Annotated in this window: 25 protein-coding genes and 1 other annotated feature; of the genes, 5 read left to right on the forward strand and 20 right to left on the reverse strand. The window is 38.2% G+C overall.

The window, feature by feature from the left end; all coding sequences use genetic code 11:
* Nucleotides 1-65: 65 nt before the first annotated feature.
* The 10 genes from IGK01_RS13260 to IGK01_RS13305 all read right to left on the reverse strand — a co-directional run bounded on the left by IGK01_RS13260 (nucleotide 66) and on the right by IGK01_RS13305 (nucleotide 9,682).
* Complete coding sequence (locus IGK01_RS13260) at nucleotides 66-641, reverse strand: sigma-70 family RNA polymerase sigma factor (protein WP_019724411.1); 576 nt, start codon at nucleotides 639-641, stop codon at nucleotides 66-68.
* Between the two features lie 77 nt (nucleotides 642-718).
* Nucleotides 719-1,249 (reverse strand): NYN domain-containing protein, encoded by a 531-nt coding sequence (locus IGK01_RS13265; RefSeq protein WP_010734066.1) that lies wholly within the window; start codon nucleotides 1,247-1,249, stop codon nucleotides 719-721.
* A 3-nt stretch (nucleotides 1,250-1,252) separates the two neighbouring features.
* A complete protein-coding gene (gene rlmB, locus IGK01_RS13270; RefSeq protein ID WP_023520524.1) occupies nucleotides 1,253-2,116 on the reverse strand; it encodes a 23S rRNA (guanosine(2251)-2'-O)-methyltransferase RlmB in 864 nt (287 codons plus the stop codon).
* Nucleotides 2,100-2,504 (reverse strand): Mini-ribonuclease 3, encoded by a 405-nt coding sequence (locus IGK01_RS13275; protein WP_438840818.1) that lies wholly within the window; start codon nucleotides 2,502-2,504, stop codon nucleotides 2,100-2,102. The genes rlmB and IGK01_RS13275 overlap by 17 nt, the downstream gene beginning before the upstream one ends.
* Entirely contained in the window at nucleotides 2,501-3,913 is a 1,413-nt protein-coding gene (gene cysS, locus IGK01_RS13280) for a cysteine--tRNA ligase (RefSeq protein ID WP_023520525.1), read from the reverse strand. Before cysS ends, IGK01_RS13275 begins: the two co-directional genes overlap by 4 nt.
* Nucleotides 3,897-4,445 (reverse strand): serine O-acetyltransferase EpsC, encoded by a 549-nt coding sequence (gene epsC, locus IGK01_RS13285; protein WP_010734062.1) that lies wholly within the window; start codon nucleotides 4,443-4,445, stop codon nucleotides 3,897-3,899. The genes cysS and epsC overlap by 17 nt, the downstream gene beginning before the upstream one ends.
* 82 nt (nucleotides 4,446-4,527) lie before the next feature.
* Nucleotides 4,528-4,761 (reverse strand) — a binding site (T-box leader).
* Entirely contained in the window at nucleotides 4,758-6,218 is a 1,461-nt protein-coding gene (gltX, locus tag IGK01_RS13290; RefSeq protein WP_010734061.1) for a glutamate--tRNA ligase, read from the reverse strand. (Overlaps the previous feature by 4 nt.)
* Nucleotides 6,219-6,543: 325 nt before the next feature.
* The gene (locus IGK01_RS13295; RefSeq protein ID WP_010734060.1) at nucleotides 6,544-7,692 is read right to left on the reverse strand and encodes a PIN/TRAM domain-containing protein; all 1,149 of its coding nucleotides are present in this window, start codon (nucleotides 7,690-7,692) and stop codon (nucleotides 6,544-6,546) included.
* Between the two features lie 26 nt (nucleotides 7,693-7,718).
* Complete coding sequence (gene radA, locus IGK01_RS13300; protein WP_010734059.1) at nucleotides 7,719-9,089, reverse strand: DNA repair protein RadA; 1,371 nt, start codon at nucleotides 9,087-9,089, stop codon at nucleotides 7,719-7,721.
* A 65-nt stretch (nucleotides 9,090-9,154) separates the two neighbouring features.
* The gene (locus tag IGK01_RS13305; protein ID WP_010734058.1) at nucleotides 9,155-9,682 is read right to left on the reverse strand and encodes a dUTP diphosphatase; all 528 of its coding nucleotides are present in this window, start codon (nucleotides 9,680-9,682) and stop codon (nucleotides 9,155-9,157) included.
* 214 nt (nucleotides 9,683-9,896) lie between these two features.
* On the opposite strand from IGK01_RS13305, the gene proB reads away from it, so the two are divergent.
* Together proB and IGK01_RS13315 are read left to right on the forward strand one after the other, a co-directional pair.
* Nucleotides 9,897-10,700, forward strand: coding sequence for a glutamate 5-kinase (gene proB, locus IGK01_RS13310; RefSeq protein ID WP_010734057.1), 804 nt, complete (start codon nucleotides 9,897-9,899; stop codon nucleotides 10,698-10,700).
* Nucleotides 10,700-11,947 carry a glutamate-5-semialdehyde dehydrogenase gene (locus IGK01_RS13315; protein ID WP_010734056.1) on the forward strand — a complete coding sequence of 416 codons (1,248 nt, stop codon included), beginning with the start codon at nucleotides 10,700-10,702 and terminating at the stop codon, nucleotides 11,945-11,947. Before proB ends, IGK01_RS13315 begins: the two co-directional genes overlap by 1 nt.
* Nucleotides 11,948-12,127: 180 nt before the next feature.
* Here the strand turns inward: IGK01_RS13315 and IGK01_RS13320 are convergent, their stop codons facing one another.
* Nucleotides 12,128-12,436, reverse strand: a complete 309-nt coding sequence (locus IGK01_RS13320) for a hypothetical protein (protein WP_175401350.1) — start codon at nucleotides 12,434-12,436, stop codon at nucleotides 12,128-12,130.
* An 84-nt stretch (nucleotides 12,437-12,520) separates the two neighbouring features.
* Entirely contained in the window at nucleotides 12,521-12,961 is a 441-nt protein-coding gene (locus tag IGK01_RS13325; protein WP_019723030.1) for a DUF2798 domain-containing protein, read from the reverse strand.
* A gap of 220 nt (nucleotides 12,962-13,181) precedes the next feature.
* On the opposite strand from IGK01_RS13325, the gene IGK01_RS13330 reads away from it, so the two are divergent.
* Entirely contained in the window at nucleotides 13,182-16,670 is a 3,489-nt protein-coding gene (locus IGK01_RS13330) for a glucosaminidase domain-containing protein (RefSeq protein WP_153830568.1), read from the forward strand.
* A gap of 67 nt (nucleotides 16,671-16,737) precedes the next feature.
* On the opposite strand, the gene IGK01_RS13335 is transcribed toward IGK01_RS13330, so the two are convergent.
* Nucleotides 16,738-17,898, reverse strand: coding sequence for a glycoside hydrolase family 73 protein (locus tag IGK01_RS13335; RefSeq protein ID WP_153830567.1), 1,161 nt, complete (start codon nucleotides 17,896-17,898; stop codon nucleotides 16,738-16,740).
* Between the two features lie 330 nt (nucleotides 17,899-18,228).
* Nucleotides 18,229-19,074, reverse strand: a complete 846-nt coding sequence (locus tag IGK01_RS13340; protein ID WP_010734051.1) for an SDR family oxidoreductase — start codon at nucleotides 19,072-19,074, stop codon at nucleotides 18,229-18,231.
* A gap of 121 nt (nucleotides 19,075-19,195) precedes the next feature.
* Here IGK01_RS13340 and IGK01_RS13345 point away from each other — a divergent pair, with 121 nt between their 5' ends.
* Both IGK01_RS13345 and IGK01_RS13350 read left to right on the forward strand, forming a co-directional pair.
* Nucleotides 19,196-19,663, forward strand: coding sequence for an Rrf2 family transcriptional regulator (locus IGK01_RS13345; protein WP_019723027.1), 468 nt, complete (start codon nucleotides 19,196-19,198; stop codon nucleotides 19,661-19,663).
* Between the two features lie 171 nt (nucleotides 19,664-19,834).
* Nucleotides 19,835-21,442, forward strand: a complete 1,608-nt coding sequence (locus IGK01_RS13350) for an SWIM zinc finger family protein (RefSeq protein WP_010734049.1) — start codon at nucleotides 19,835-19,837, stop codon at nucleotides 21,440-21,442.
* Between the two features lie 171 nt (nucleotides 21,443-21,613).
* Here the strand turns inward: IGK01_RS13350 and IGK01_RS13355 are convergent, their stop codons facing one another.
* The 6 genes from IGK01_RS13355 to IGK01_RS13380 are packed head-to-tail and all read right to left on the reverse strand — an operon-like array spanning nucleotide 21,614 to nucleotide 25,859.
* Nucleotides 21,614-21,946: a DUF4176 domain-containing protein gene (locus IGK01_RS13355; RefSeq protein ID WP_010734048.1), complete on the reverse strand. Its 333-nt coding sequence runs from the start codon at nucleotides 21,944-21,946 to the stop codon at nucleotides 21,614-21,616.
* Nucleotides 21,939-22,793 (reverse strand): DUF4176 domain-containing protein, encoded by an 855-nt coding sequence (locus tag IGK01_RS13360; protein ID WP_438840819.1) that lies wholly within the window; start codon nucleotides 22,791-22,793, stop codon nucleotides 21,939-21,941. The genes IGK01_RS13355 and IGK01_RS13360 overlap by 8 nt, the downstream gene beginning before the upstream one ends.
* A 44-nt stretch (nucleotides 22,794-22,837) precedes the next feature.
* Nucleotides 22,838-23,707 (reverse strand): hypothetical protein, encoded by an 870-nt coding sequence (locus IGK01_RS13365; protein WP_062806015.1) that lies wholly within the window; start codon nucleotides 23,705-23,707, stop codon nucleotides 22,838-22,840.
* Entirely contained in the window at nucleotides 23,704-25,254 is a 1,551-nt protein-coding gene (locus IGK01_RS13370) for a hypothetical protein (RefSeq protein ID WP_438748792.1), read from the reverse strand. The genes IGK01_RS13365 and IGK01_RS13370 overlap by 4 nt, the downstream gene beginning before the upstream one ends.
* Complete coding sequence (locus IGK01_RS13375; RefSeq protein WP_010734045.1) at nucleotides 25,245-25,595, reverse strand: hypothetical protein; 351 nt, start codon at nucleotides 25,593-25,595, stop codon at nucleotides 25,245-25,247. The genes IGK01_RS13370 and IGK01_RS13375 overlap by 10 nt, the downstream gene beginning before the upstream one ends.
* 9 nt (nucleotides 25,596-25,604) lie before the next feature.
* The gene (locus IGK01_RS13380; protein WP_224434310.1) at nucleotides 25,605-25,859 is read right to left on the reverse strand and encodes a hypothetical protein; all 255 of its coding nucleotides are present in this window, start codon (nucleotides 25,857-25,859) and stop codon (nucleotides 25,605-25,607) included.
* Nucleotide 25,860: the final 1 nt, after the last annotated feature.

The raw sequence follows: 25,860 nt of genomic DNA on the forward strand, positions 1-25,860 counted from the left end.
TACCATATCAAAAAAAGAAATGCAATAGAAATAAGTAAGAAAAACATTAGTAATGCTATAAAAAATCACTCATTATAATCTTTCAGATGTTTTTTTATCTTATATTTCACTCGACCGTAAGCGCTTTTTATTTGCTTCAGATCCATTGATAATTCTCTCTCCATCTCGCTAAAATCATTGCCTTGCATGTAATGTTGAAAGATTTTTGCCTCTTTTGATGAGAATTTGATATCACAGTCCTCGAAAGCTTCTTTTAATAGTAATTGTTGCATCGCAACAGGTTCTTGGATGGTGATCTCGGCTAAAAAATCTGGTCCTTCTGTCGCTATTTTTTGTTCAATAGAAATTTCATTTTTTTGGTCTCGACGTTTTAGCGCGTTTTGCTTACGCAATAAAGAGTAGATTTGGTTACTGATAATACTTTTGTAATAACTCCCAAAACTGACACCTTTATTATTTTCGTACGTTTTAAGTGCTTGATATAGAGCAATCCTTGCTTCTTGTTCCCAATCTTCACTTACATAATTCCTTAGATAATAAATATTTTTCAACCGTAATAATAACGGGAAATATTTTTGATACAGCATAGAAAATGCTTCTTCATCTCCATTACGGGCGGCGCACAATAACTCCTCGGACATAAAATAATTCCTCCATAACTTTCGATTATGGAGGAATCTTACCATCAATTCATTGAATAACTAATCGTATCTGGCTGTTATTTTTCTTTTCTCATTAAATCGTCCAATTTTTGGGACAATTTTTCTAATTGTTCTTCATTCCACGGAGAATTTCGTCGAAAATCAATAAAACGCATATTTATATTATCTTGGGTAATATTTTTTTCTGTTTTTTTGATTGTTTTATATAATTCGTACGCGGAAGTTCGTAAGGCACCTTGTGAAAAAATCACCCATTGTTCCGCTAAGTCACTCGTTGCGACAGTCACTTGCGTCAAACGAGTATTCAACTCTCCAGCGATCCGCTCGATATACGTATCTGCCGTTTCATCCTCTTTTGTGAAAACAACTTCTAATTGGTATTTTCGATAATTTTGTTGGATACCCGGCACTAATTGTGCATCAAAGACAACGATTACTTCTAGGCCTTCATATTTTGCATAATTCGATAAACGATGCAACAAGGCTTCTCTGGCATCCGCCATTTTATCTTGCTTTTTCAGTGCCACTAATTCCGGCCAAGAACCGATCATATTATAGCCATCGACGATCAACAGCTGCTTCTTCATGCCTTATCCCCCCTGACGCTGAGAAAAAGCCTGATACATCAGTAGCCCAGCCGCAACACTCGCGTTCAAGCTTTGAACATGACCGACCATAGGGATCGTTAACAACTCATCCATTTCTTTCTTCAAGCCTGCACTCATGCCACGACCTTCGTTACCGATCACTAACGCTATCGATCCTTTTGCATTCCATGATTGGAAATTCGTTCCTTCCATATCCGTTCCGAATACCCAAAATTGTTGCTCTTTTAGCTGCTGGACAGTTTGAACTAAGTTTGTCACACGAGCCACTGGCACGTATTCAACGGCGCCTGTCGATGTTTTCGTCACGATTGGCGTGATTCCGACTGCGCGATGTTTAGGAATGATGACACCATCCACCCCACTGGCATCTGCCGTTCGTAAAATCGAACCAAAATTGTGAGGATCTTCGATACTGTCCAAGATCAAGAAAAAGGGTGTTTCCGTTTTGCTCTTCGCCTGTTCCAATAGTTGATCCAACGTCAGATATTCATAAGGCGTGATGGCCAATACCACCCCTTGATGAACACCACGATCACTCAGTAGGTCTAATTTCTGCTTAGGCACCCACTTGACCGGCACCGATTGTTCTCGAGCAATATTTTTCAACTCTTCAACCTTGTCGCCCCGTGAATCTTCTTGGAGGAACAATTTATTTCCACGACCTTGTTGCAAAGCTTCGACTGTCGCATGATGACCAAATACAAAATTGTCTTCACTCGTTGTGTCCTCTTGACCAACATAAACTGTTTCCTTCTTGGCACTACGTTTCTCATTGCCTTTTGTAAAACGTTGAGAATCTTTTTTGTTTCGTTTTTGATAATTACGTTCTTTATTTTCTTTCCTCATGGGTTTCACCTACTTTCTCAATACACCAATTGATCAATTCTTCCATACGTTCGGTTTGTTTTGTTAGATGTAAGTAGCCCATCAAGGCTTCAAACCCTGTTGCAACGCGATAAGTGGTAATATCCGCATTTTTTGCACTCGTATGGCTTTTGGCATTTCTACCCCTGCGATAGTAAAGTTCTTCATTTTCTGTTAACAGGTTTTCTTGCAACATTTGTTGGATCAAAAAAGCTTGTGCCTTTGCCGAAACATAGTGTGTCGCTGCTCGGTGCAGTTTATTCGGCTTTGTTTCACCTTTTTCAATCAAGTAATCTCGAATATAGATTTCGTAGATAGCATCTCCAACATAAGCAAGTGCTAAACCATTTAGTTGTGTATAATCTCTCATGCTTCTCTTCTCCAACGAGTACCTTGTGGAGTGTCATCTAACAAGATACCTTTTTCTTTTAATTGGTCCCGAATTTCATCACTACGAGCGAAATCTCGGTTTTTTCTGGCTTGTGTTCGTTCTTCGATCAGTTGCTCGATTTCTTCATCCAACATTTCTGCTGTCGTAAATAAGATACCAAAGATCGACAACCATTGGGTAAATAGTGCCTCACTTTTGGATAGGATCGTTTTGGAGACAGTCGGTTGTTCCAAATACGTATTGATCCATTTTGCTAATTCATAGACAACTGTGATGCCGTTAGCCGCATTGAAATCATCGTCCATTTCTTTGATGAATCGTGTCTCTAATTGTTCCAGTTCTGTTACCTGTCTCTCATCTTCCGACTGGGCTGCTACCGCATTTTCAAAACGGAAGTTTAGATTATCAAACGTATTTTTCAATCGCTGTAAGTTTGTCGCTGCTTCTTTCATCGTTGCTTCACTATAGCGAATCGGTCGACGATATTGTGTGGTTGCCATAAAGAAGCGTAACACTTGTGGGTCTACCTCTTGGATCATTTCGTGGACAGTGATAAAGTTCCCTAAAGACTTACTCATTTTTTGATCGTCTTCACCAATCGTCACATAGCCATTGTGCATCCAATAGTTCGCAAATTTTTTACCTGTTTTCGCTTCACTTTGGGCAATTTCGTTCTCATGATGAGGGAACTCCAAGTCTTGTCCACCACCATGGATATCGATTGTCTCACCTAAATGTTTCGTTGCCATCACGGAACATTCGATATGCCACCCTGGACGACCTTCGCCCCATGGCGATTCCCATGAAATTTCGCCTGGTTTTGCTTTTTTCCACAAGGCAAAGTCTAAAGGATCTTCTTTTTGTTGCTGTTCTGCGCCAGTACGTTGACTTGCACCAATCTCTAACTCGTCTATTGATTGATCACTCAATTGACCATAATCAGTAAATTTACGCGTACGATAATAAACATCGCCATTCGATTCATAAGCAAAACCTTTGGCGATCAATATTTGGATGAACACACGAATATCTTCCATGTGATCCATTACTCTTGGATGGCTCGTTGCTGGCTGCACATTCAAGGCTTTCGTATCTTCTTCAAAAGCTTTGATAAAACGATCAGCAACTTCAGGCGCCGTGATCCCAAGCTCATTGGCAGCCTTGATGATTTTATCATCCACATCTGTAAAATTCGATACGTAGTTCACTTGATATCCACGGTATTCCAAATAGCGTCGAATCGTGTCAAATGCAATCGTACTTCGGGCATTTCCAATGTGGATATAATTATAGACAGTTGGTCCGCAAACATACATTGAAACTTGTCCTTCTTTTAAAGGAACAAAAGTCTCTTTTTCTCTTGATAGCGTATTATAGATTTTTATCATTCTCATCCCCTACTTTCTCTCCATTGATTCGGACAACTTTTGCTGGTATCCCTACTGCTGTTGCCCCATCAGGTATATCTTTTAAGACGACTGCGCCTGCACCGATTTTCGCATCTTTTCCTATGGTGATCGGTCCTAAGATTTGGGCATTGGCTGACAACATTGCGCCTTTTTTGACGGTTGGATGTCTTTTCCCCGTTTCTTTTCCAGTCCCCCCTAAAGTGACACCATGAAACAAGACGACATCATCTTCGATTTCTGCTGTTTCTCCAATAACGATTCCCATACCGTGATCGATAAATACACCCGTTCCAATCGTCGCTCCTGGATGTATCTCTATTCCCGTAATAAATCGCCAAAATTGGGCATTCATTTTGGCAATCAAATAGAGACGATGGCGATATAAATAATGGGAGAAACGATGCCAAAATAATGCATGTAGCCCAGGATAGGTCAAAATGACCTCTGCTGTGGTACGCGCTGCTGGATCATTTTTCTTTACGGCAATGACAGCTCGTTTGAACCATTCCATCGACTTCCTCTCCTTTCCTTTTTCGACTGTATGTAAGAACAACGAAAGACAACTAAAAAACGTCTTTTAATAAGTTTCCTTATTAAAAGACGCTATGAGGCGTGGTTCCACTTTTTTTCATAATCAAATGATTATCTCTAACAGGTAACGTCTGCTATTCGTTCTTCGCTACTTTCAAGGATTGAGATTGATCAACCCCCTCTTCGCAAAGACCACTCCCAGAGGCATTTCAAAAAAGAACAATTGACAACTTACACCACCCGTTGACTCTCTTGAAACCATTCTTTTTTTACTTCTTTCTGTTCATCGTGTTTAGTTCAATACTTGGTTTAAATGTGCTAAAGATTTTTCTTTTCCTAACAATTCGATTGTTTCTGGTAATTCAGGTCCATGCATTTGTCCTGAAACAGCGACACGGATCGGCATAAACAGGTTCTTTCCTTTTACCCCTGTTTCTTTTTGTACTGCTTTGATTGCTGCTTTGACTGTTGGTGCATCTACCACTTCCATTTGAGTAAGTTGTTCTTTGAAAGCTTTCAACACAGTCGGAACCGTTTCACCCGCTAATACTTCTTTGGCTGCTTCATCTAATACAGGATGTTCGTTAAAGAATAATGTTGATACTTCAACGATTTCCGCTGCATAACTCATTTGTGGTTGGTACAGACGAACAATTTTTTTCACCCATTCGATTGTTTGTGCATCTGGATTTTCTTGCACACGACCATCAGCGATCAAATAAGGTAAACACATTTCTGTCAATGCATCTAGATCCATTTCTTTGATGTAATGGTTGTTCACCCATTGTAATTTTTTTGCGTCAAATGCTGCTGGTGATTTGCTCAAGCGCTGTGGATCAAACATTTTGATCAATTCTTCTTGACTGAACAATTCATCTTCACCGACAGGCGACCAGCCTAGTAAAGCAATAAAATTGAACATCGCTTCTGGTAAGTAGCCTAATTCACGGTATTGTTCGATAAATTGTAAAATCGATTCATCACGTTTACTTAATTTTTTGCCCGTTTCAGAATTGATGATCAAGGTCATATGCCCAAATGTTGGCGCAGTCCAACCAAATGCTTCATAGATCATTAATTGTTTTGGTGTATTCGCAATATGATCATCCCCACGTAATACGTGAGTGATCTTCATTAAGTGATCGTCAACAGCTACCGCAAAGTTATAGGTTGGCATACCATCGCGTTTTTGGATGACATAATCCCCACCGATATTGTCTGATTCAAAGGTGATATCTCCTTTGACCATGTCGGTAAACGCATATTCTGTATTGCGCGGCACACGGAAACGAATCACTGGTACAATACCTTCTGCTTCTTTTTTCGCTTGTTCTTCAGGTGACAAGTTCGCACAAGTCCCAGCGTAGTGAGGCATTTCGCCACGCGCACGTTGCGCTTCACGTTCTGCTTCTAATTCTTCTTCTGAACAATAGCATTTGTAAGCACGATTGCTTGCTAATAACTGATCGATCCATGGTTGGTAGATTTCTTTTCTTTCAGATTGACGGTAAGGACCGTATTCACCTGGATTTTCAGGTGATTCATCCCATTCCATCCCTAACCATGCAAGATTCTCTAATTGGCTTTTTTCGCCATCTTCAATATTTCGTTTTTGGTCAGTGTCCTCAATGCGGATAATGAAATCTCCATCATTGTGACGGGCAAATAAATAATTGAATAATGCAGTTCGTGCATTCCCAATATGCAAATGCCCTGTTGGACTTGGTGCATAACGTACGCGTACTTTCGTCATTTTCTTCCTCTTCTTTCAAACTAGACTTTGAGACGCCAAAAACAACTGACAATACAATATCTTATCAGATTGTTTTGGGTTGGATCTCCTTTAGCGATAAATGTTGAAATTTAAAGCTACTCAGCACAAATTTTACCTTTTATACGTTAAATAGTAAAGAGATTATGAAAAAGTCATTCAAATCTACGTAAGAAGGCGGGAATCGAAAAAATAGTTTGGCCTACTTTTCAATCCTCGCCTACTCCACCTAAACTGAGGAAACAAAAACCATCTCTCTAAAAAATCTGACGATGTCTAATTGCCTCATATTTACCATATTGCGTTTTTATTTCGCTTTTTTCTCATTTTCACGCTTATTGTCGATTCCTCTACCCGCATGAGCAGGTTTTGCAAAGATCATTCGTCCAGCAGCTGTTTGTAGTGCACTCGTTACCACGACTTCGATCCGTTCATTCATGTAATGTTGCCCATCTTCCACAACCACCATTGTACCGTCATCTAGATAAGCCACTCCTTGTTGACGTTCTGTGCCTGCTTTGACCACTAGTACATTCATATTCTCACCAGGGATAACGACTGGTTTCACTGCGTTAGCAAGTGCATTGATATTGAGAACAGGTACATTTTGAAATTCAGAGACTTTGTTAAGATTATAATCATTGGTCACGATGACACCATCCAATAGTTTTGCCAATTTGATCAGCTTACTATCTACTTCACTGATGTCTTCAAAATCACCATCATACATCTCAACTGAAATACCTTCTTCTTTTTGTAACGCATTCAAAATATCTAGTCCGCGACGTCCACGTACCCGCTTCAGGCTATCGCCAGAATCAGCGATATATTGTAATTCATACAGGACGAAATTTGGGATCATCAAGGTTCCTTCTAGAAATCCTGTTTTTGTAATATCGTAAATACGTCCATCAATAATGACGCTTGTGTCTAAAATTTTATATTTATGAAAATGATCATCTAATTTGCGTTCTAATAACTGACTTTCCACCTGACTAGGTGTTTCTTGCTCCACCTTTTTACTTCTAGGTCCAAATATTTTCTTCCATTCTTCGATGCGGGTCGTTCCCATTCGCAAGCCCAAATAGCCAAGGATCACCATCAATAAGATGGGTAAAACACTGTTCACAAAAGGTATTTCAATATTGTAAAGCGGCGTTGAGATCACAACCCCCAACGTTAGGCCAATAATTGCACCGATTGCGCCAAATAAGAGATACGTCAAGCTGACTTCACTTAATTTTTCTTCAATTTGCTTGATGACTGCTGTTATATGTTTTGCCAATAGCAAAGATAATAGAAAGAAAATAAGTGCACCTAACAAGCTATTGGTAAAGGTGTTATTCAGCCATCCATTCGTCTGTTGACCGACCGCCTGCCAAGCTGTAGGTAAAAAAGAAATCCCTAAGCTGGCACCAACGATGATCATCAGTAAGGTGATGACACGTTTTTGCATCCTGTTTCCTCCATTTCATTTTGATTTTAGCGAAATACTCGTCTAAGAGTTTCATCAAGTGTAGCAACACCTACGACTTCGATACCCTCTGGAATATTCCAACCACCTAAATTATTTTTAGGTAAATATACTTTTGTAAAACCTAATTTTTGTACTTCTTTGACTCGTTGTTCAATTTGGTTGACTCTTCTGATTTCACCAGTCAGACCGATTTCTCCAATAAAACACTCCGTTGGTTGCGTTCCTTTTTCTTTGTAACTAGACGCAATACTGACTGCAATCGCTAAGTCGATTGCAGGTTCATTTAATTTTACCCCACCAGCTGCTTTTAAGTAAGCATCTTGATTTTGCAACAATAATCCTGCCCGTTTTTCTAAGACTGCCATGATCAATGACACCCGATTAAAGTCTAAACCAGTCGTTGTTCGTTTGGCATTTCCGAACATCGTAGGCGTGACTAAGGCTTGGATCTCAACCAAGATCGGACGTGTACCTTCCATGGCGACAACGATCGCTGAACCTGTCGCCCCATCCAATCGTTCTTCTAAGAAAATCTGTGAAGGATTGGCTACTTCTTCAAGGCCATGGGTGTGCATCTCAAAAATACCGATCTCATTGGTGGAACCAAAACGATTTTTGACGGCACGCAAAATGCGAAAACTATGATGTTGCTCACCTTCAAAATACAAGACCGTATCAACCATGTGCTCTAACATGCGCGGACCTGCAATCGAGCCTTCTTTCGTGACATGACCTACTATAAAGATAGCAATACCGTTTGTTTTTGCGATTTTCAATAGCTCAGCTGTGGTTTCTCGCACTTGACTAACACTACCAGCGACACTCGTAATATCAGGTTGAGTCATTGTTTGGATCGAATCGATGATGACATAATCAGGTGAAATTTGTTCGATGGCTCGACTGATTTCATTCATATCTGTCTCTGCATACAAGTAAAACTCTGTGTCGATCGAACCTAATCGTTCTGCACGCAACTTGATTTGGTCCGCACTCTCTTCTCCCGATACGTAAAGGACTTTTCCACCAATAGCAGCCAGTTGCTGTGATACTTGCAAGAGTAAGGTGGATTTTCCGATACCAGGGTCGCCACCGATCAAAACCATCGAGCCAGGGACCACACCACCGCCTAAAACACGGTTCAATTCTTCTAGCTTCGTCTTTACTCGTGGTTCTTTCTTAGGAACCACCTCAGCAATTTTTGTTGGCTTGGCTTTTTCTCCGGTCAAACTCGTTCGTACTCTGCGGTCCGTTGTATCTTGTTCGATTTCTTCAACCATGGTATTCCATTTACCACAATTTGGGCAACGTCCTAAAAATTTAGGCGACACATAGCCACAATTTTGACAAACAAATTGAACTTTTGCTTTTTTGGCCATTTCGGTGTACCACCTGTCTTTCATTTTACTTTTCTTGAGTTAAAGATAACTTAAATCTACTTTGCTTATTGGTTGGATGAACCAAATCCACCTTGACGAGCATTAGCGGTTTGATCTTGGTCCGCTTTTAAGAACGGTAGGAAGATTCCTTGCCCAATTCTTTCCCCTTTTTTGATCACTACATCTTTGAAACCAAAATTCGTGAATTGGAACATGATATGCCCTTCATTTGCTTCGTTATTATAATAGTCACTGTCGATCACGCCGACACCATTCGTCAAAATCAAAAAACGTTTTAATGGATTGCTCGAACGATTGGCTAATTGTAAGAATTCATCCTCACCCATATACGCTTTGATTCCTGTAGGCACTAAAACGGGTTTGATTTTCTTTTCCTCTGCTGACATTTCAGAGATCAGCGCATCTGATACAGCTGTTAGTCCTTGCTTGAACCCGGCTTTCCAAACACTTGGAATCACCACATCTTCTGCTGCTTCAAAATCATAACCGGCAGCGTGATGAGTCGCTCTTTGCGGCAATTGGATCTGTTGATCCTGATAACGTGTAATTACTTCAAAACCTCTTTTATTCACCGAATCCCTCCCAGAGTAAACTAGTTCTATTTTAACATACCAAGCGACTGAATACCCAAAGTTAACGAATTCTTCATGAAATTCCTTTCTCTATTTAAGAAACAAATTTATTGATTTTTTGAAAAAAAGTTTATTAAAACATGACTTTATGATTGAAAACAAGTAGAATAGAGCAAAATCATTTCTGTGTAAAAAAGATTAGTTGAGGTGCACCATGCGAAAAGAAATAATAGAAGCAAAACGAATCATTATAAAAGTAGGAACAAGTACGTTGATCTATCCAAATGGCAACATCAATTTGGGTGCGATCGATCAACTCGCTTTTGTTCTCTCTGACCTTCGTAATCAAGGCAAAGAAATCGTCTTAGTCTCTTCCGGTGCAGTAGGTGTTGGGATGCACAAGATGAATCTAGCAAAGCGTCCTAATACGATCCCCGCACAACAAGCGATTGCAGCAATTGGACAAGCTGAATTGATGAATATCTATAATCAACGGTTCAGTGCCTATGGTCAACAAACGGCACAAATCTTAGTGACGCGAGATGTTATCGATTACCCTGAAAGCCGAAAAAATGTTGTCAATACGTTAGAACAGCTACTAGCAATGGGAACCATTCCGATCGTCAATGAAAATGACACCGTCGCAGTGGATGAATTAGATCACTCCACCAAATTTGGCGACAATGATCAGTTATCTGCGATCGTTACCAAACTGATTGCCGCTGATCTACTCATCATTCTTTCAGATATCGACGGTTTTTATTCGGATAATCCAACCATCAATCCTGACGCTGAAATGTATCAAACAGTTACCGCGATCGACGATGAACTGATGGCCCAAGCAGGTGGTGCTGGTAGTGCCTACGGAACTGGTGGGATGGCAAGCAAACTAAAAGCAGCTTTAAGGATCTTTGAAGCAAATCGTCCGATGATCTTAGCAAACGGAAAAAATCCAGCAATCATTTTTGATATTTTAGCTGGAAAAGAAATCGGCACATTATTTAAGGAGGTTTTATAATGACTGATCTTAACCAACTTGGGATACAAGCAAAAAAAGGCGCGCGAGAACTTGCTTTGATGCCGACTAAACAAAAAAATGACTTATTGTTGCAAATGGCACAAACAATCAAGAGAAATCAACTAGCCATTCTTGAAGCCAATCAAAAAGACTTAGATCAAGCGACAGAAAATAATATTAGCGAAACAATGCAAGATCGTTTACGGCTAACACCAGAACGCATCCATACAATGGCGGAAGAAATCATTAAAGTGGCGCAACTAGACGACCCAATCGGAAAAGTCGATCACATGTGGCAAAACGAAGATGGTTTATTGATTGGCAAGAAACGTGTCCCTCTAGGTGTCATCGGCATGATCTACGAATCACGTCCGAATGTGACAACTGATGCGGCAAGTCTCGCATTTAAATCAGGAAATGCAGTGATTTTACGTGGTGGAAAAGAAGCCTTCCATTCCAATCAACTGTTGGTTGAATTACTTCAAGAAACATTGGGAAATGCTGAAGTTTCGCCTTACGCGATCCAATTCGTGGATGATACCTCTCATGAGACGGCTGCGGAATTGATGCGATTAACGGATTATTTAGACGTATTGATTCCTCGAGGTGGTGCTTCGTTGATCAAACGTGTGAAAGAGCAAGCCACTGTACCAATCATTGAAACGGGTACCGGCAATAACCATATCTATATCGATAAAGAAGCACAATTAGCCATGGCCGTGGATATCATTGTGAACGCCAAAACATCTCGCCCTTCTGTCTGTAACGCTGCCGAGACTTTGCTGATCCATTCAGAGATCGCACCTTTCTTCTTGCCATCTATTGAGCAAGCACTGGTTGAACATGGTGTCTCTCTACATGCAGATGCTCACGCGTTAGATTATTTAGAGACCGCAACCTTAGCAGACGAAACCGATTGGGATACAGAATATTTGGATTATATTTTAGCGGTTAAGATCGTTGATTCTTTGGACGAAGCAATTGAACATATCAACCGTCACAATACACAACATTCCGAAGCTATCGTGACGGACAGTTACACAGCAAGCCAACGCTTTTTAAATGAAGTTGATGCAGCTGCTGTTTACGTCAATGCGTCCACTCGCTTCACGGATGGTTCAGTATTTGGCTTCGGTGCAGAAATCGGTATTTCTACACAAAAACTTCATGCTAGAGGTCCAATGGGGCTAAATGAGTTAACAACGACGAAATACATCATCTATGGAGATGGACAAATTCGTAAATAATGTTTCACGGGAAACATTTTATGTGCGAGTTGTCTTTCATAATAAAGTTACGTAAAAATCAGATTATTCTTTATTAAAAGAAAAAAATAAGACGACATCCACAAAATTTTAAAATAAATTTCGTGGATGTCGTCTTGTTTCTAAAGAGTGCACACTATTAGTACATTCTCCCTTGATAGACTATTCTTCCGTTAATTGATCAAATAAAGAAAAGCCATCAAATGTTTCTCCATCGTAATAGCGCAATAATTGTTCACTCGTCAGATTTGTGGTAGTTTCTTTTTCCTCTTCTGATTCAAGAAGAAGTTGTTCACGATAGATTCGGTAGGTCTCTGCTAATTGTTGTTGCATTTTTATCCTTGAATTAGCCTCCGCATTGATCGTCGGAAGCTCCTTGATCAATCCCCGATAAATCAACTGTTCATCTACCCATTCAACAGGTAGTTCGACCATCGTCAAACCTACCTCTTTAAAATATTCTTCGATCATCATCTAAGCCTCACATTTATGTCTTGCTTGCATTTTAGCTTATCTAACTGAAAGTTGCTAGCGACAACATAGAGACTTCTTTATTTATTTTTGGATCGTCGCCAAAACTGCACGTGAAACTGGACCGACAAATAATAACTGTAACGGCAACGCCATGATCACATTCATTTTCCAAGCTGTAAGATAGGCAGAAAGAAATTGTTCTGGAATCCCTTGTTCAATAACAATACCGAATAATGACATACATGTCACCATACCTAAAACCATGAGACATGAAATCGTAAGGATCATTTGCATTTTATTTTGTTTATTTATAGGTAGTTTGAAAGCAATCTTTTTTGCGACTACTCCTACGATAAAAACATCTAAGATAAATGCCACGATAAATCCTGGTATAAGTCCTACGAATAAGTTTGATACATGCAACGCATTATGTAACCATAGATTATAGATACTCATCCCTAAAACCATCAGAAAACACATCATTGTTGTAAAAATAATTCCTTCTTTTTTGTTTGTTGGCACTTCAATCACTCCTTTTCATGAAAAACAGCATAGCATAAATGAAAATTTTTCGTAAGTTTTTATTTTATTTTTTTCATTGAGCTATATTTCTTGACTTAATTTAGAAAATATATTGGAAAATAATTAAATTTACGATAGAATAATATTAGTAACACCGAAATAAAAATAACATTTTCTTATCAATCAAATAAAGAAAAGATTATAACCAGGAGGATATTTGATGAAAGTAAGGATTTTGCTTGCATCGATAATGTTATTAAACGCATCATTGTCGCCATGTATTGCTTTAGCAGAAACAGTAACAAACAATAATCAGCAAACCGAAACCACCTCAAGTTCAATCACCGAAGAAAAAACAACGAATGTAATATCTCCAACTACCATTTCAACCACAAATGAAGAGATACCCCCACCCAGCACTGACACACCAACTATAATAGGAACTCCCCAATTAATAGGAGAAAGCTATAAGGATGGTGTCAGTAAACCGAAACGAATCAACGTATCAGCGACTGAAACTATGCAACAAACATTTATTGAAGATGAGGAAAACAAAAAAACAACACACAGCTACATTGGTGGAAACACAATCTATGAAATCAATTCCACAGATGTGCAAGTCCCTAACCCCCGAACTACTGATTCATCCACGATCCAGTTAGCTGTCTACACTGGAGATGTCTCACAAACCAAACAAACTTTAGCTTATTATCTTGCACAACAGTTTAAAACTTATCAACTCTCACTCGAGAATCTCACAGATATTCTTTCAATTGATCCAACTTTAGCGATCAATGAAGATAGTTTGTTTGCTTTGATCCAAGAGTATTATCCGCAGGTCACAGAAAAAACCACTATTCGAGAAATAGAAGATTTAACTGATCAATATGGGAGTGTGCAACAACAATCACTAACTGATACATTTAATCAACAATCTAATGAAAAAGTATTCTCTGGAAACATTCTTTTGAGTCGAAAAATCGCATTATCCAATCAGGAAACATTCTTTTTTGTCGAAAGCGCTACGCAGTCCGGTTGGATTTTTGCAGAAAATTTAACTTATCATGCTTCTAAAATAATAAACCTTTCTGAAAAAGGAAAATTAACAGAAAATCATGCAAAAATTTATTCCACTTTAGATGATGCATGGCTTGAAAAATCTGCAATGCAAGCTGATCTTGAAACACTTTATGAAATAAATCAACAAATACAAATCAATAACCGTTCATTTTATAAAATATCCCATGACAATGTTGTGGTGGGGTATGTTGATCAGAACGACTTCAACAAATTGGGACAAGGTGATCCAGACACAACTGAAACAGAAAATATTACACCTACTATACCTTCGAATAGTAGTGTCAATGATACAAATCATTCACCTAGCGAAAGAAGAACAGAAACTTCAATTAGTTACTCAACACATGTGCGTGGACATGGGTGGATGCCCACCTCAAAAAATGGTGAGTTGTCTGGCACAGAAGGACAAGGACTACGCATTGAAGCAATACGTGCCAATCTTACTTCTTCCCTTTCTGGTTCGATTGAGTATAGTTCCTATGTTGAAGGAACTGGCTGGCAAGACTGGGTAGCAAATGGAGCAATATCAGGAACGGAGGGGCAAGGTCTTCAAATAGAAGGAATTAATATGCGACTCACAGGAGAATTGGCTGAAAATTATAACCTTTATTACCGAGTTCATGTTCAAAAACTTGGTTGGCTACCTTGGGCAAAAAATGGAAATCCTTCTGGAACATCCAGTTTTGGTTTCCGAATCGAAGCCATCGAAATTCAATTAATTAGCCGCTCCCAACAAGGTCCTGAACTTGGAGATTCTTACGTCCAAAGAGCATCTATAAATTATTCCACGCATGTACGCGGGCAAGGTTGGCTTCCTGAATCTTCGAATGGGGAAATTTCTGGAACAGAAGGACAAGGGTTACGTATTGAAGCGTTACGTGTCAATCTCTCTTCTGCCTTTTCTGGATCAATCGAATATACTTCCTATATTGAAAATCATGGTTGGCAAAATTGGGTAGCAAATGGAGGGATATCGGGAACAGAAGGACAAGGTCGTCAGATTGAAGGAATCAGGATACGACTGACAGACGAACTTGCAACACATTACAATATTTATTACCGAATCCATGCTCAAAATCTAGGCTGGTTACCTTGGGCAGAAAATGGAAATAGTGCTGGTACATTGGGGTACGGTTATCGTATTGAAGCAATTGAAATACGTCTGCTACCCAAAGAGCAAATTGGGCCACCAACGGGTGAATCTTATGTTGAAAAAACCCCTTCTGTCTTAGCGAACGCTCACGTAGCTTCTAGAGGATGGCTACCAGAACAAACAGCCGAGACACAAGTTGGAACGGTCGGACAAGGACTTAGCTTACAGGCACTTCAATTAAAATTAACGGAAAACAGTTATGAGGGTGGTATCGTTTACCAGTCCCACCTGGCACATCGTGGTTGGGAAACTTCATGGATTCAGGAAGGACAAACTTCAGGGACCGTTGGACAAAGCTTAGCATTACAAGCTGTCCGAATTAATTTGACCGGTGATATCAGTCACCACTATGATATTTATTACCGTGTCCACTCCCAACACTTCGGCTGGTTAGACTGGGCAAAAAATGGAGAATCAGCTGGCACACAAGGTTACTCGTATCGTGCAGAGGGCTTACAAATAAAACTAGTCGAAAAAGGGCAAGCTCCCCCAGGTCAAACTGCTCGTGCCTTTCGAATTGCACCACCTAAGGTTTTCTTTGATGGTCATGTGTCTGGTATTGGTTGGGTCAATCGCAATGGTCTAAGTAATTCAATCAATCATGCGAATCAAGGGCGGCAATTTGAAGCAATTCGTGCACAATTAGAACAAAGTGATTACTCTGGTGGAATTAGATATGATTCACATATTTCATCAAGTGGATGGACAAATCCTGTTGAGAATGGAGCAATATCAGGTTCGGTCGGACATAGTCGTGCACTCCAGGCCTTCTCTTTTCAACTAACAGGTGAATTATCTGAAAAATACGATATTTACTATCGTTCATTCGTCCGTTCACGCGGTTGGTTAGGTTGGGCTTCAAATGGTCAAAAAGCAGGCTCAGTTGGAATGAGTCTACCTGTCGAAGCAATTGAAGTCACGATTGTAGAAAATGATCGAAAACCAGCGGGTTACCAAGCAAATCAACTGACCATATTAGGTCAAATTGACACTTCAACACCAGAAGGAAGATTTGTCAATTCTATTACACAAAGTGCAAATCGAGTTGCTCCAGCATACGGATTATACACTTCTGTCATGCTTGCTCAAGCAATTCTAGAGACCGGCTATGGCACTAGCTTCTTGGCACGCAATGCGAACAATTTCTTTGGAATGAAGTTCAAAGATGGGGAAGATGAAGGGAAATATGATTACGTTTGGCATGTATCCAATGAAGTTGTCAACGGGATCACGATACCTGTCAATTCTAAATTCCGTGTCTATCAAAGTACCGATGAATCTTTCATCGACAATGCTGTGAAACTGAAATATGGCGTACCTTGGGACCCTGTTCGCTATCGTGGAACTTGGAAAGTTAATACACGTTCTTATCGAGATGCGACCCAAGCCTTAACTGGAACATATGCAACTGATCCAAATTATGGAACAAAATTAAACAACATCATTGAACGTTGGCGTTTGGATCAGTTTGATTGATCTGATCTTTTATAAAAAATATCTACTTGACATTATTTAAAAATGCCAAGTAGATATTTTTTATTTATTAATTCGCGTAAAAGCCGATTCCCTCATATCTCCAACCTAATGGTGTCAAAGAATCTCTTTCTACTGAACTTAATGTGTAATGATGTGTTCCGATAGTTTCATTTGGGTTAAATAGTCGATAAATTGGTTTAGAACCTCCAGAATAAAAACTTAGCCCTTCATATCTCCAGCCTAGTGGTGTAAGGAAGTTGATTTCTGACTGAGCCATTGTATAATGATGATCCCCATTATTTGGATTATACAGACGATACACCGGTTGACCACTATTTGGTGCTTGCCATGCAATTCCTTCGTATTTCCAACCAACTGTTGATAAATAGTTTTTCTCTCCCGCATTTAATGTGTACAAATGTTGCCCTGTACTTTTATTATATAAGCGATACATCGGTGAAGAACTAGAGTTTGGCGTATCATATTGTGTCAAATTATAGGTTTCAATAATACTATTCAATATTGAACCATAGTTTGGTGCTGTCGCGTAACGACCTGTTAACCATGCTGTGGCATCTTTATACGAAGAGGTATTACTTTTCCAAGCACCTGAGTAATAATACACACCCGATTGGAACGAAGTTGTTTTAAGAACAGTTACATTATCCTGTAAAGATTCTGCGTACGAAGGATATTTACGAAAAGCGGCATTTACAGTGATCCATTGCCCATTTACAAACTCAGAAGTTGGCATTGTCACGGATTGCCCATTATAACTTCCCTTTATTCCAAATAAATTGTAGTTAGGTGCCGAAGCTAGCGTACTTTTCCCCCAGCCACTTTCAACAATCGCTTGAGCGATCATAACTGAAGCATATAAGTCATTCGCGCTTGCTAAGGTCTGTGCACTTGCAGCAATGCTATCAATGAACGCTTGTTGCGCATTTGAAGAAGCACGTGCTGAAAATGCTGCTATGCCAGGATTTTCAAATTGTGATAAATCCGCTTGATGTGTGTGTGTTAGTTCTTCCCCATTTGTCAGAGGATTCGTAATAGATTCAGTTTGTTCCACATTTTCCGTAGGCTGTTCTGTCACATCGTCTGCTTGTGTCGAAACGGTGGTTTCAACAGAATTATTTGTCCCTACTTCTTCTGCAAGTACAGTAAGGTTGGTAGTCACAAGACTACTCAGAACAATTGCACTAAATAATAAATTTTTTGCTTTCATTACTTCTCCTTTATTCTTAAAAATAAAATAATTTAATGTGTTGCATATGATAACAGAAATATACACTCTCTTTAAACATCATACACTTTTTAATTATACATAGATTTCAACATTTTTCAGTATATAAATTCTTAAGATTTAGAGGAGTCTTTATGCCATTTTGTAACTTTCTATTTTTGAAGTCGATGATTATTGGCTCAAATCAAAAAATAAAAAACTCTTAGAGGCTTGCCGGCATAGTTTAGAAATACATCTGCTATTTCCAAACCCATACGCGTGCTCTAAGAGTAACATTCCTATTAAATTTGGTAGAAAAAACTAGTCCTTAATTTAGATACCTAACTCCCTTAACCCATCTTCTATCGAAGTCAATTCGCGTCCTAATACTTTTGCAAAATCATCAGAAGTTACATCTAACTGATTATTGCGAATATCATTTTGGATTGCAGTCGTCATTTCTGCACCACCTTGAGAAAATCCCGAGGCTGTTAGTTTGTCTGTAAATTCATCTGGAGCCAACGAAAGGATGTCTAAAGGTTTCCCACTTACTTTAGCAACTTGTTCTGCCAAGGTTTGATAGGTGATTGGTTTTCCAGATAATTCTAAGAACTCAGGATAATCCATTCCTGTTAACACTTTTGCAGCTACTTCTGCATACTCTCTCTTTAACGCCCAACCGGTTTTCCCTTCGCCAGCTGCATAAACAAACTGACCAGTTTTCAATGCTACTCCAATCAATGGCATCTCATTTTCTAAGTACCAGTTATTTCGTAAAAAGGTATGTTTAATACCCGATTCTTTGATGATTTTTTCTGTAAATTGATGGTCTGGAGCCAGGATACTAGTCGAATGATCTGCATCCGCAAAACTAGTATAGGCAATAAAAGAAACCCCCGTTTCTTTTGCTGCTTCTACAACATGTTGATGTTCAGCTTGTCGGTTTCCCGGTACACCTGATACAAATAATAGACGATCGATGCCTTGTAGCGCCTGTACCATCGTCTCGCGATCAGCATAATCGCCGATGCGAACTTGAAGTCCTGCTTCAATTAATTTCTGTGCCTTTTCTTCATTACGAGCAAGGACATAGATCTCCTCCAATGGAACCAGCTTCTTTAATTCTTCTAAAGCGTAGTGTCCAAATCCTCCAGTTGCTCCTGTTACTAAATAAGTCATATTCCCACTCCCTATTGATTAATTATTTTTGTTCATATAGCTGTACATTTTTAAAATACACCATTATCATAAAGAGTATGCTAAGATAAGTCAAGAAATCAAGTTGAAAGGATGGATTTTAATGAAATATTCTCTACAATTAAGCGATGCGATCCACATCTTAGCTTATATCCACATATTTCAAGGAACTGATTTACTTTCAAGCGACATGATTGCAAGTAGCATTGAAACGAATCCAACAAATGTTCGAAAAATCATGAGTCAATTAAAAAAAGCAGATCTTATCCATACAACAAGTGGGAAACCAACACCCGTACTTGCGAAAGCTCCCGAAAATATCAATTTATTGGAAATTTATCGAAGTATTGAAGGCAACACAAATTTGATCCAAGTAGATCCAAAAACAAATCCGAATTGCGTGGTAGGCGCTAATATCCAAGAAGTCTTGGCTGCAACTTATTCTCGATTACAAAAAAAAGTGGAAGAAGAAATGGCAGTAATCACTTTAGATGGACTCATTAAACAGATTGCATTATCAGAAAAAGAGAAACGTCCAGAAAACCAGCCGCTCGTGGAAAAATTTCTTTAGTTTGATGTAAATCAGAGTCACTTTTAGTTATCTAAAAATTAAAATAACAGTTTTATATTATTATTAATTTTATAATAGATTAAATAATCTTCGTACTGGAAAAAAATTGCTGTTTTCTTTTTATTTATTCGGTAAAATTAAACTATGAAGATAACTAAAGGAGGAAATTTTATGAAAGATTGGAAAAACGATTTTTGGGAATCTGATTTAGATCATGGCTATGAAATGTTTATTGAAAAACGCGTTCATGGATGTTTGTTTACACAAGAAAAAATCATCGCAAAAGTCACAGAAGAAAACAAGAAGGAGTATGACATACTTATCCAATTAACAGATGACAACCAATTCTATGGTTTGTCTTGCAGTTGCTCCCACGAAGACACAGGTCATTGTCCTCATGTCGTGGCTACCTTATTCAAATATGAACAAGAAAAAGAGCAGAGAAAAGCAAATGAACTGGTCAAGTTGATTTCTTATGCAAATGAACAAGATATTCAAGACTTTCTATTAATTATTTTAAAAGAGAACCAAGAACTAGCTCAACGATTCCAAGAACATACTGCAATCAAAAATATGGACGATTACGATAAAATGATTGTTATTTTAGAAAAACATACCCATTATTCTGGAAGCAATATTCATGATCGCACACTTCAAAACATCAATAAAGAACTGTCTGAATTTTTAAACAGTCTTATTGATACATCCATCGCAAAAAAACAGATCCTTCATGCATTCGAATTAATGAACAGAATAGTTGAACACTTTGACTTAGCAAAGGTACATAATGTAGAAAATGATATCAGCCTTATCATGCATCAATGGTACTCTCTATGGAAAAAATTACTTAGACATGCGTCTGAGCAAGAAAAACAACGAATATATTCTAAACTTTCGGCTAAAATAAATAACGCAAGCCAATCTAGTTTTTATATCCAACAAATTTTACATGAAGAATTCCCTGAACAGTTCTCTGATCAGGATCAGCAAAAACTTGATCAAACATCTGAAAATAACGGACACTTAAACTATAAAAACAAACGATTGCTATCCATTCGCCAAATGGAAAATTTGAATTATACAGACAATCAAATTCATCAACGTGCACGCGAAAGCTGGCAATCTCCAACTATACGTTCACAATATATTGACTATCTGATGCAAAAGAAAGCATATGAAGAAGCAATCACTGTTTTGAATGAAAGTATTGTATTAGATCAACACTCTTCTGATATGGTCACCTTGCATCGCTATGCATTAAAAAATCTTTATCATAAACTAGGGGAAAAAGAGCTGTATGCGGAACAAGTCTTGCATCTTCTATTAGAGGGAGAGACCGTTGATATGAATTTGATCCATCAATTGAAAAAAACATATTCGATTGATCAGTGGGAAGAAGTACGTGAAAACTTATTTGAAAAATTAAAATATCGTACAGACGTTGGATTGTTTTATTCAAAAGAAAGACGTTATGATTTATTGTTGGATTATGTCCTCAAGTCACCTGGACTGGAAGAAGCAAGTCGCTATTTTTCTTTCTTGAGAAAGCAATTTCCAGAAGCGCTTCTTCAAAAATATGAATACGAATTACGGCGGATGGCTGCTGAGACAACTACACGTTTACGGTATCATAAAATGGCTTTGTTGATCGCCGAAATGGCCACCCTTCCAAGTAGCACCATCTCTGTTCAATTACTGATCAAAGAACTAAAAGAAAAATACCCACGCAGAAAAGCGATGCTAGAAGAATTGAGAAAATTAGAAAAAACGTATAAATAATGTAGCAATAGCGACCCTATTCACAGTCCGTACTTCAAAAAGCCGAATCAACAAGCAACGCCGTTGATTCGGCTTTTTTGAATAGACAATTACAAATTTGTCTATTTCCTATATTTTCCTAAAAAAGAAAAAGCATTTTAAAAACTTTTAAATAACATGATATCTCATCTGTCAATCAAATCCAATCGGAATTGATTGGGCTGATTTACTGGTTGCTTGCTTCACGTCAGTCTCCCACTTGCTATAGATCTCTAAAAATCTCACTTCTTCTTCATCACTATATCCTTCAAAAACAACTTTATCGATATTTTTATGATCAAAAAAAATCGTGGTCTCAGGATTTAATCCTGAGGGATAAAGTACTGCCATATAGTCTGCAAACGTATCTTTTTTCGACTGTTGATCTGTATATACAGCACCTCTTCCAACGATGACTAATTTTTGTAACCCTTCCTCAAGCAACACGACACTTCCTAATGGTAATAACTTTTTCCCCTCATTCATTATATATTTCCTCCTTATCAGTTCCTTTGATATGTTTGTTAAAATATTTCTCTCCATACCATTCTAATTGTGTTTTCCCTTCAAAATTACGGTATTCTTCTGAGTATTTGTGTTTATAATAACCGTGTAATAGATACGGGAAGAATAGATAGGCTTCTCCGAAAATCATAACGATATTCATAGCTATCCATAGACCTAAAGTACTGATAAATCCAACAAAATCTGTTCGGACCTCATCACTATCCGGAAATACGATCTTCCATACCATGACGACAATGACAACTATCCAGCCATATTTTATTGCTTTCTCTACTAACATAGCCAACATATCTTTCTTTCTACCTGTTCCATACAAAACATACTCAATTGAACGCTTCTTATTTATAAAAATGACACAACTAACTAGTAATACTAATCCTAGTAACACTGTCAATCCTATTAGAGTCAATGGTTTAAGAAAAAATGTAATACACAATAAGTTTGCACTTAACAACATTATTATCAATAGATTATTCGCATTTAGAAGAAAAACAACTTGACTAATTTCCTTATAAACAAATCTTTTGATGAAAACGATACATAGTAACCATAAAAATAAAAAAATAGCCACTAACCAAGATGGGAAGAAGTTGATTTCAGCTCTTCCCACTGGACTATTAGGATCTTGATGATAAAACAGTCTAGATATAAGATAAATAATGCTAAATATTACTATTGAAAAAAAAGTATTTAATATTGGTCTACTCCGAAGTGATTTAGGATCTCCTTTCTCAATCATATATATTATTAATTGGTCATCCAACAACTTAATACATTGTTCAAATGATGCATTGAATAATTTTTTCATATTCTTCACCAATTAAAGCTACTCTCATCTCTAATGTCTACTCCTTATATTTTTTCTTCTTTATCAGTTCCTTTGATATGTTTGTTAAAATATTTCTCTCCGTACCATTCTAATTGTGTTTTCCCTTCCAGATTGCGGTATTCTTCTGAATATTTGTGTCTATAATAACCACGCAAGAGATACGGAAGGAACAGGTAAGCTTGTGCGATAATAAATCCTATATCAAACACAAACCACATAGCTAAAAATCCTAGAAAACCAGTTACATCTGTGCGTGGTGTATCTCCACTAGGAAAAATAAAATTCCAAATAACCCCGATAATAACGACTATTGAGCTATACTTCACCACTAAATTTATTGATTTTTCTATCCATTCATCCACCTTTTCTTTTTTATTTGTATCATAAAGCAAATTTTCCAACGACGCTTTCTTACTTCTAACTACTATATATCCTACTAATAAAATTATTGAGAAAAATATTCCCATTCCTATAGCTGTTAGAGGCTTTAGAAATGCTGTGATGAAAAGAAGGTTAGTTTCAATTACTAGCCAAACAAAAATGTTTACTGCATTAATGTAGCCCCAGAAAAATTTAGTGGCTCGATAACGTTTAATCAATGTATAGACCCATATAACTAAATACATTACCAAAAGTATCCAAAACAAAGATAAAGGTAAAAAGTTTATATCAGCTTGTGGAACCAAACTATTCTTATCGTGATTCGTAATAATGCTATTTGTAAATAAAACTATGCCATATAGCATGCCTATCAAAGCTAGTGCTAATATTTTCAATAAAATAGGTCTTTCTTTTAAATCCCACCTTTCAACATCATTTTTCATATAATTGATTAGCTTGTCATTTTTCAAATTTAAACTTTCTTCAAAAGATGCCTTGAATAAATTTTTCATATTAATCTCCAATTAAAATTTATTTCTGGTAATTTTATCGAAGAAAGTGCATTCCCAATTGATTTTCCCACTTGCTGAATCTCCTTATTCATATATTTCACTGTATTAGTACTTTGCTCAATAGCTTTGCCTATTTTTTCCGTACTCCTATCATATACTTCATATGCCCAAGTTTTACCACGATCATACACATCTGGTGCTAGTAGTTGTATCCCCTTATTTACTAAGCCTGCAGTAAATCCTATAGCAGCACCAACACCATTCCCAATAAATGGTACAAATGTTCCTAACTTTGCACCTAATGTCATTCCCTCTAACGGTCCAATGCTCTTCACCATCTCTATTCCACCGCCTATTATTCCTTTGCCAACACTTCCTGTTTTTCCATATTCATTCACCGCATTGGCGGCGAAAGTGACGCCTAATTGCGCGTAAGTAGCTACTTGGCCTGCCGTTCCTAATCCTTTGGCAACACCCCAATTTTTAGCTCCTTGCACAAATTGAGATTTCTTCAAGGCTTCGCTGACATAGGTTTTTACGGGAGAGGTAAATTTAGTGAAATTTTGATAGGCCTTGCCTAGCGTATCGATTTTAGGAATCCATTTCCCTTGGGCAACGGCTTTACCGAACATTTCGTATTTTGCAAGACCGCTAAATAATTTATTTTTCATACCTGATGGTAGATGATTAGCAAGCATCCAAAATTCATCGTTGGATGCCAATTTGTTGACTAATGCATCCGGATAATTTTTGATCAACATTTCGAACCGCTTGACTGCATCGGTTTTCCCATCTTTCAAGGGTTGGACCAATTTTTCGATCTCCGCATACATTTCTAAGTAGGCATTATTTGAAGATTCTTCCAACAAAGCTTGTCCGTTTGGTTTGTACTTCTCAAACCAACTCCCATCCACTCCTTTCGGCAATACATAACTACCGTCTGCCTTGATGGTTGTTTGGTTCAAGACTAATACGCTTTGCATGGCGAGTTTCAATTCCAGTAGACTGTTATTGAACAGTCCACTGGTTTGGAAGTTAAAGGCATGCAGTTTTTGTTGTTTGCGTTGCAACTTGTAGATATCTTCTTGCAGGCTGTCCGCCATTCGCATCAAGTTTCGATGAAAATCACTGAGCATTTCTGTGATACCTGGTAATATGCTTGTATTGGCGATCTGCCTAATCGTCTGCGCGTGGTTATCGATTGATTGTTTAGCGAATGTTTTGGCACGAATCTGTCCGCTTAAATTCTCTTCATCCAAGTATCCTTCACTGGCAAGCATTTGATGTGCGGAAGAGTAAAGATTCAAGTCTGACTGAATCCCTTGTACCGCAGTGTTTACCCGATTGATCGTAGGAATGATCAACTCAGAAAACAGCCCTTTCCCAGCTTGATAAGCAGCTCCTGAGAGTTTTTTGCCATCAACCGCTTGAACAACTTGTTGACTACCTGTTCGTAGTTGGGTGATCGTTGTACGAGCAAGCGATAAATTAGTGGTCAGATTGCTCATTAAATTAGAAGACTCTGTGGCTGAATAAATTAGTCCCATCGTTTATTCCTTTCTTTCTGAAGTTCCGTACGTTCTTCTTCAAGTTTGATTACACCTTTTAAGTATTCTTGATCTAGTTGGTGCTGTTGGTTTTCTACCAACTGCGTGAAGTAAGTTGATTTCCCTTCATTCTCATTTTGCTCCCAACGAGCAACTTGGCTTCCTTGGGATACTAATTCTTCTGTGAATTGTTGGATTTCTCGAAAGCTTTTTCGCATGTCCATCTCTAAATAATACATACATTGTTTTAACTGCTGTTTTTCTTTACTCAGACGCTCCAATCGTTGTTCATTGTTGCTGATTTTACGCTCATATTCAGCGAGCAACTCTTCCTTTTCCATACTGACTCCTTACTTGAATCTTGTTTGACTGTCTCTGACTGCGATTGCTTGAGCAAGCTGAGGGAATTTGTTTGCCTGTTCATTGACACAAGTAACTAGATTTGAAATATCGGTGAGTAGGTTGTTACTGACCTCTACTCCTGTTTTCATACTGCTGATCGTGCTCTTGCTTAAAGAACTTGTTTTACTACTACTAACAGATACATTTTTTATTCCTGTTACGGCTGCTGTTGCAGTGGATTCCTGAGAAGCGATTTTCGGCATC

It is taken from the genome of Enterococcus sp. AZ080, from assembly GCF_051714945.1.
GTDB classification, from domain to species: Bacteria; Bacillota; Bacilli; order Lactobacillales; family Enterococcaceae; genus Enterococcus_B; species Enterococcus_B pernyi.

What these genes read in the sequence shown, in the direction of transcription:
- IGK01_RS13260 (WP_019724411.1), bottom strand. Translation starts at nt 641, where the DNA reads ATGTCCGAGGAGTTATTGTGCGCCGCCCGTAATGGAGATGAAGAAGCA.
- IGK01_RS13330 (WP_153830568.1), top strand. Translation starts at nt 13,182, where the DNA reads ATGAAAGTAAGGATTTTGCTTGCATCGATAATGTTATTAAACGCATCA.
- rlmB (WP_023520524.1), bottom strand. Translation starts at nt 2,116, where the DNA reads ATGAGGAAAGAAAATAAAGAACGTAATTATCAAAAACGAAACAAAAAA.
- IGK01_RS13375 (WP_010734045.1), bottom strand. Translation starts at nt 25,595, where the DNA reads ATGGAAAAGGAAGAGTTGCTCGCTGAATATGAGCGTAAAATCAGCAAC.
- IGK01_RS13275 (WP_438840818.1), bottom strand. Translation starts at nt 2,504, where the DNA reads ATGAGAGATTATACACAACTAAATGGTTTAGCACTTGCTTATGTTGGA.
- cysS (WP_023520525.1), bottom strand. Translation starts at nt 3,913, where the DNA reads ATGATAAAAATCTATAATACGCTATCAAGAGAAAAAGAGACTTTTGTT.
- epsC (WP_010734062.1), bottom strand. Translation starts at nt 4,445, where the DNA reads ATGGAATGGTTCAAACGAGCTGTCATTGCCGTAAAGAAAAATGATCCA.
- IGK01_RS13340 (WP_010734051.1), bottom strand. Translation starts at nt 19,074, where the DNA reads ATGACTTATTTAGTAACAGGAGCAACTGGAGGATTTGGACACTACGCT.
- IGK01_RS13265 (WP_010734066.1), bottom strand. Translation starts at nt 1,249, where the DNA reads ATGAAGAAGCAGCTGTTGATCGTCGATGGCTATAATATGATCGGTTCT.
- radA (WP_010734059.1), bottom strand. Translation starts at nt 9,089, where the DNA reads ATGGCCAAAAAAGCAAAAGTTCAATTTGTTTGTCAAAATTGTGGCTAT.
- IGK01_RS13380 (WP_224434310.1), bottom strand. Translation starts at nt 25,859, where the DNA reads ATGCCGAAAATCGCTTCTCAGGAATCCACTGCAACAGCAGCCGTAACA.
- IGK01_RS13360 (WP_438840819.1), bottom strand. Translation starts at nt 22,793, where the DNA reads ATGAAAAAATTATTCAATGCATCATTTGAACAATGTATTAAGTTGTTG.
- IGK01_RS13315 (WP_010734056.1), top strand. Translation starts at nt 10,700, where the DNA reads ATGACTGATCTTAACCAACTTGGGATACAAGCAAAAAAAGGCGCGCGA.
- IGK01_RS13350 (WP_010734049.1), top strand. Translation starts at nt 19,835, where the DNA reads ATGAAAGATTGGAAAAACGATTTTTGGGAATCTGATTTAGATCATGGC.
- IGK01_RS13320 (WP_175401350.1), bottom strand. Translation starts at nt 12,436, where the DNA reads ATGATCGAAGAATATTTTAAAGAGGTAGGTTTGACGATGGTCGAACTA.
- gltX (WP_010734061.1), bottom strand. Translation starts at nt 6,218, where the DNA reads ATGACGAAAGTACGCGTACGTTATGCACCAAGTCCAACAGGGCATTTG.
- proB (WP_010734057.1), top strand. Translation starts at nt 9,897, where the DNA reads ATGCGAAAAGAAATAATAGAAGCAAAACGAATCATTATAAAAGTAGGA.
- IGK01_RS13335 (WP_153830567.1), bottom strand. Translation starts at nt 17,898, where the DNA reads ATGAAAGCAAAAAATTTATTATTTAGTGCAATTGTTCTGAGTAGTCTT.
- IGK01_RS13370 (WP_438748792.1), bottom strand. Translation starts at nt 25,254, where the DNA reads ATGGGACTAATTTATTCAGCCACAGAGTCTTCTAATTTAATGAGCAAT.
- IGK01_RS13295 (WP_010734060.1), bottom strand. Translation starts at nt 7,692, where the DNA reads ATGCAAAAACGTGTCATCACCTTACTGATGATCATCGTTGGTGCCAGC.
- IGK01_RS13365 (WP_062806015.1), bottom strand. Translation starts at nt 23,707, where the DNA reads ATGAAAAATTTATTCAAGGCATCTTTTGAAGAAAGTTTAAATTTGAAA.
- IGK01_RS13355 (WP_010734048.1), bottom strand. Translation starts at nt 21,946, where the DNA reads ATGAATGAGGGGAAAAAGTTATTACCATTAGGAAGTGTCGTGTTGCTT.
- IGK01_RS13345 (WP_019723027.1), top strand. Translation starts at nt 19,196, where the DNA reads ATGAAATATTCTCTACAATTAAGCGATGCGATCCACATCTTAGCTTAT.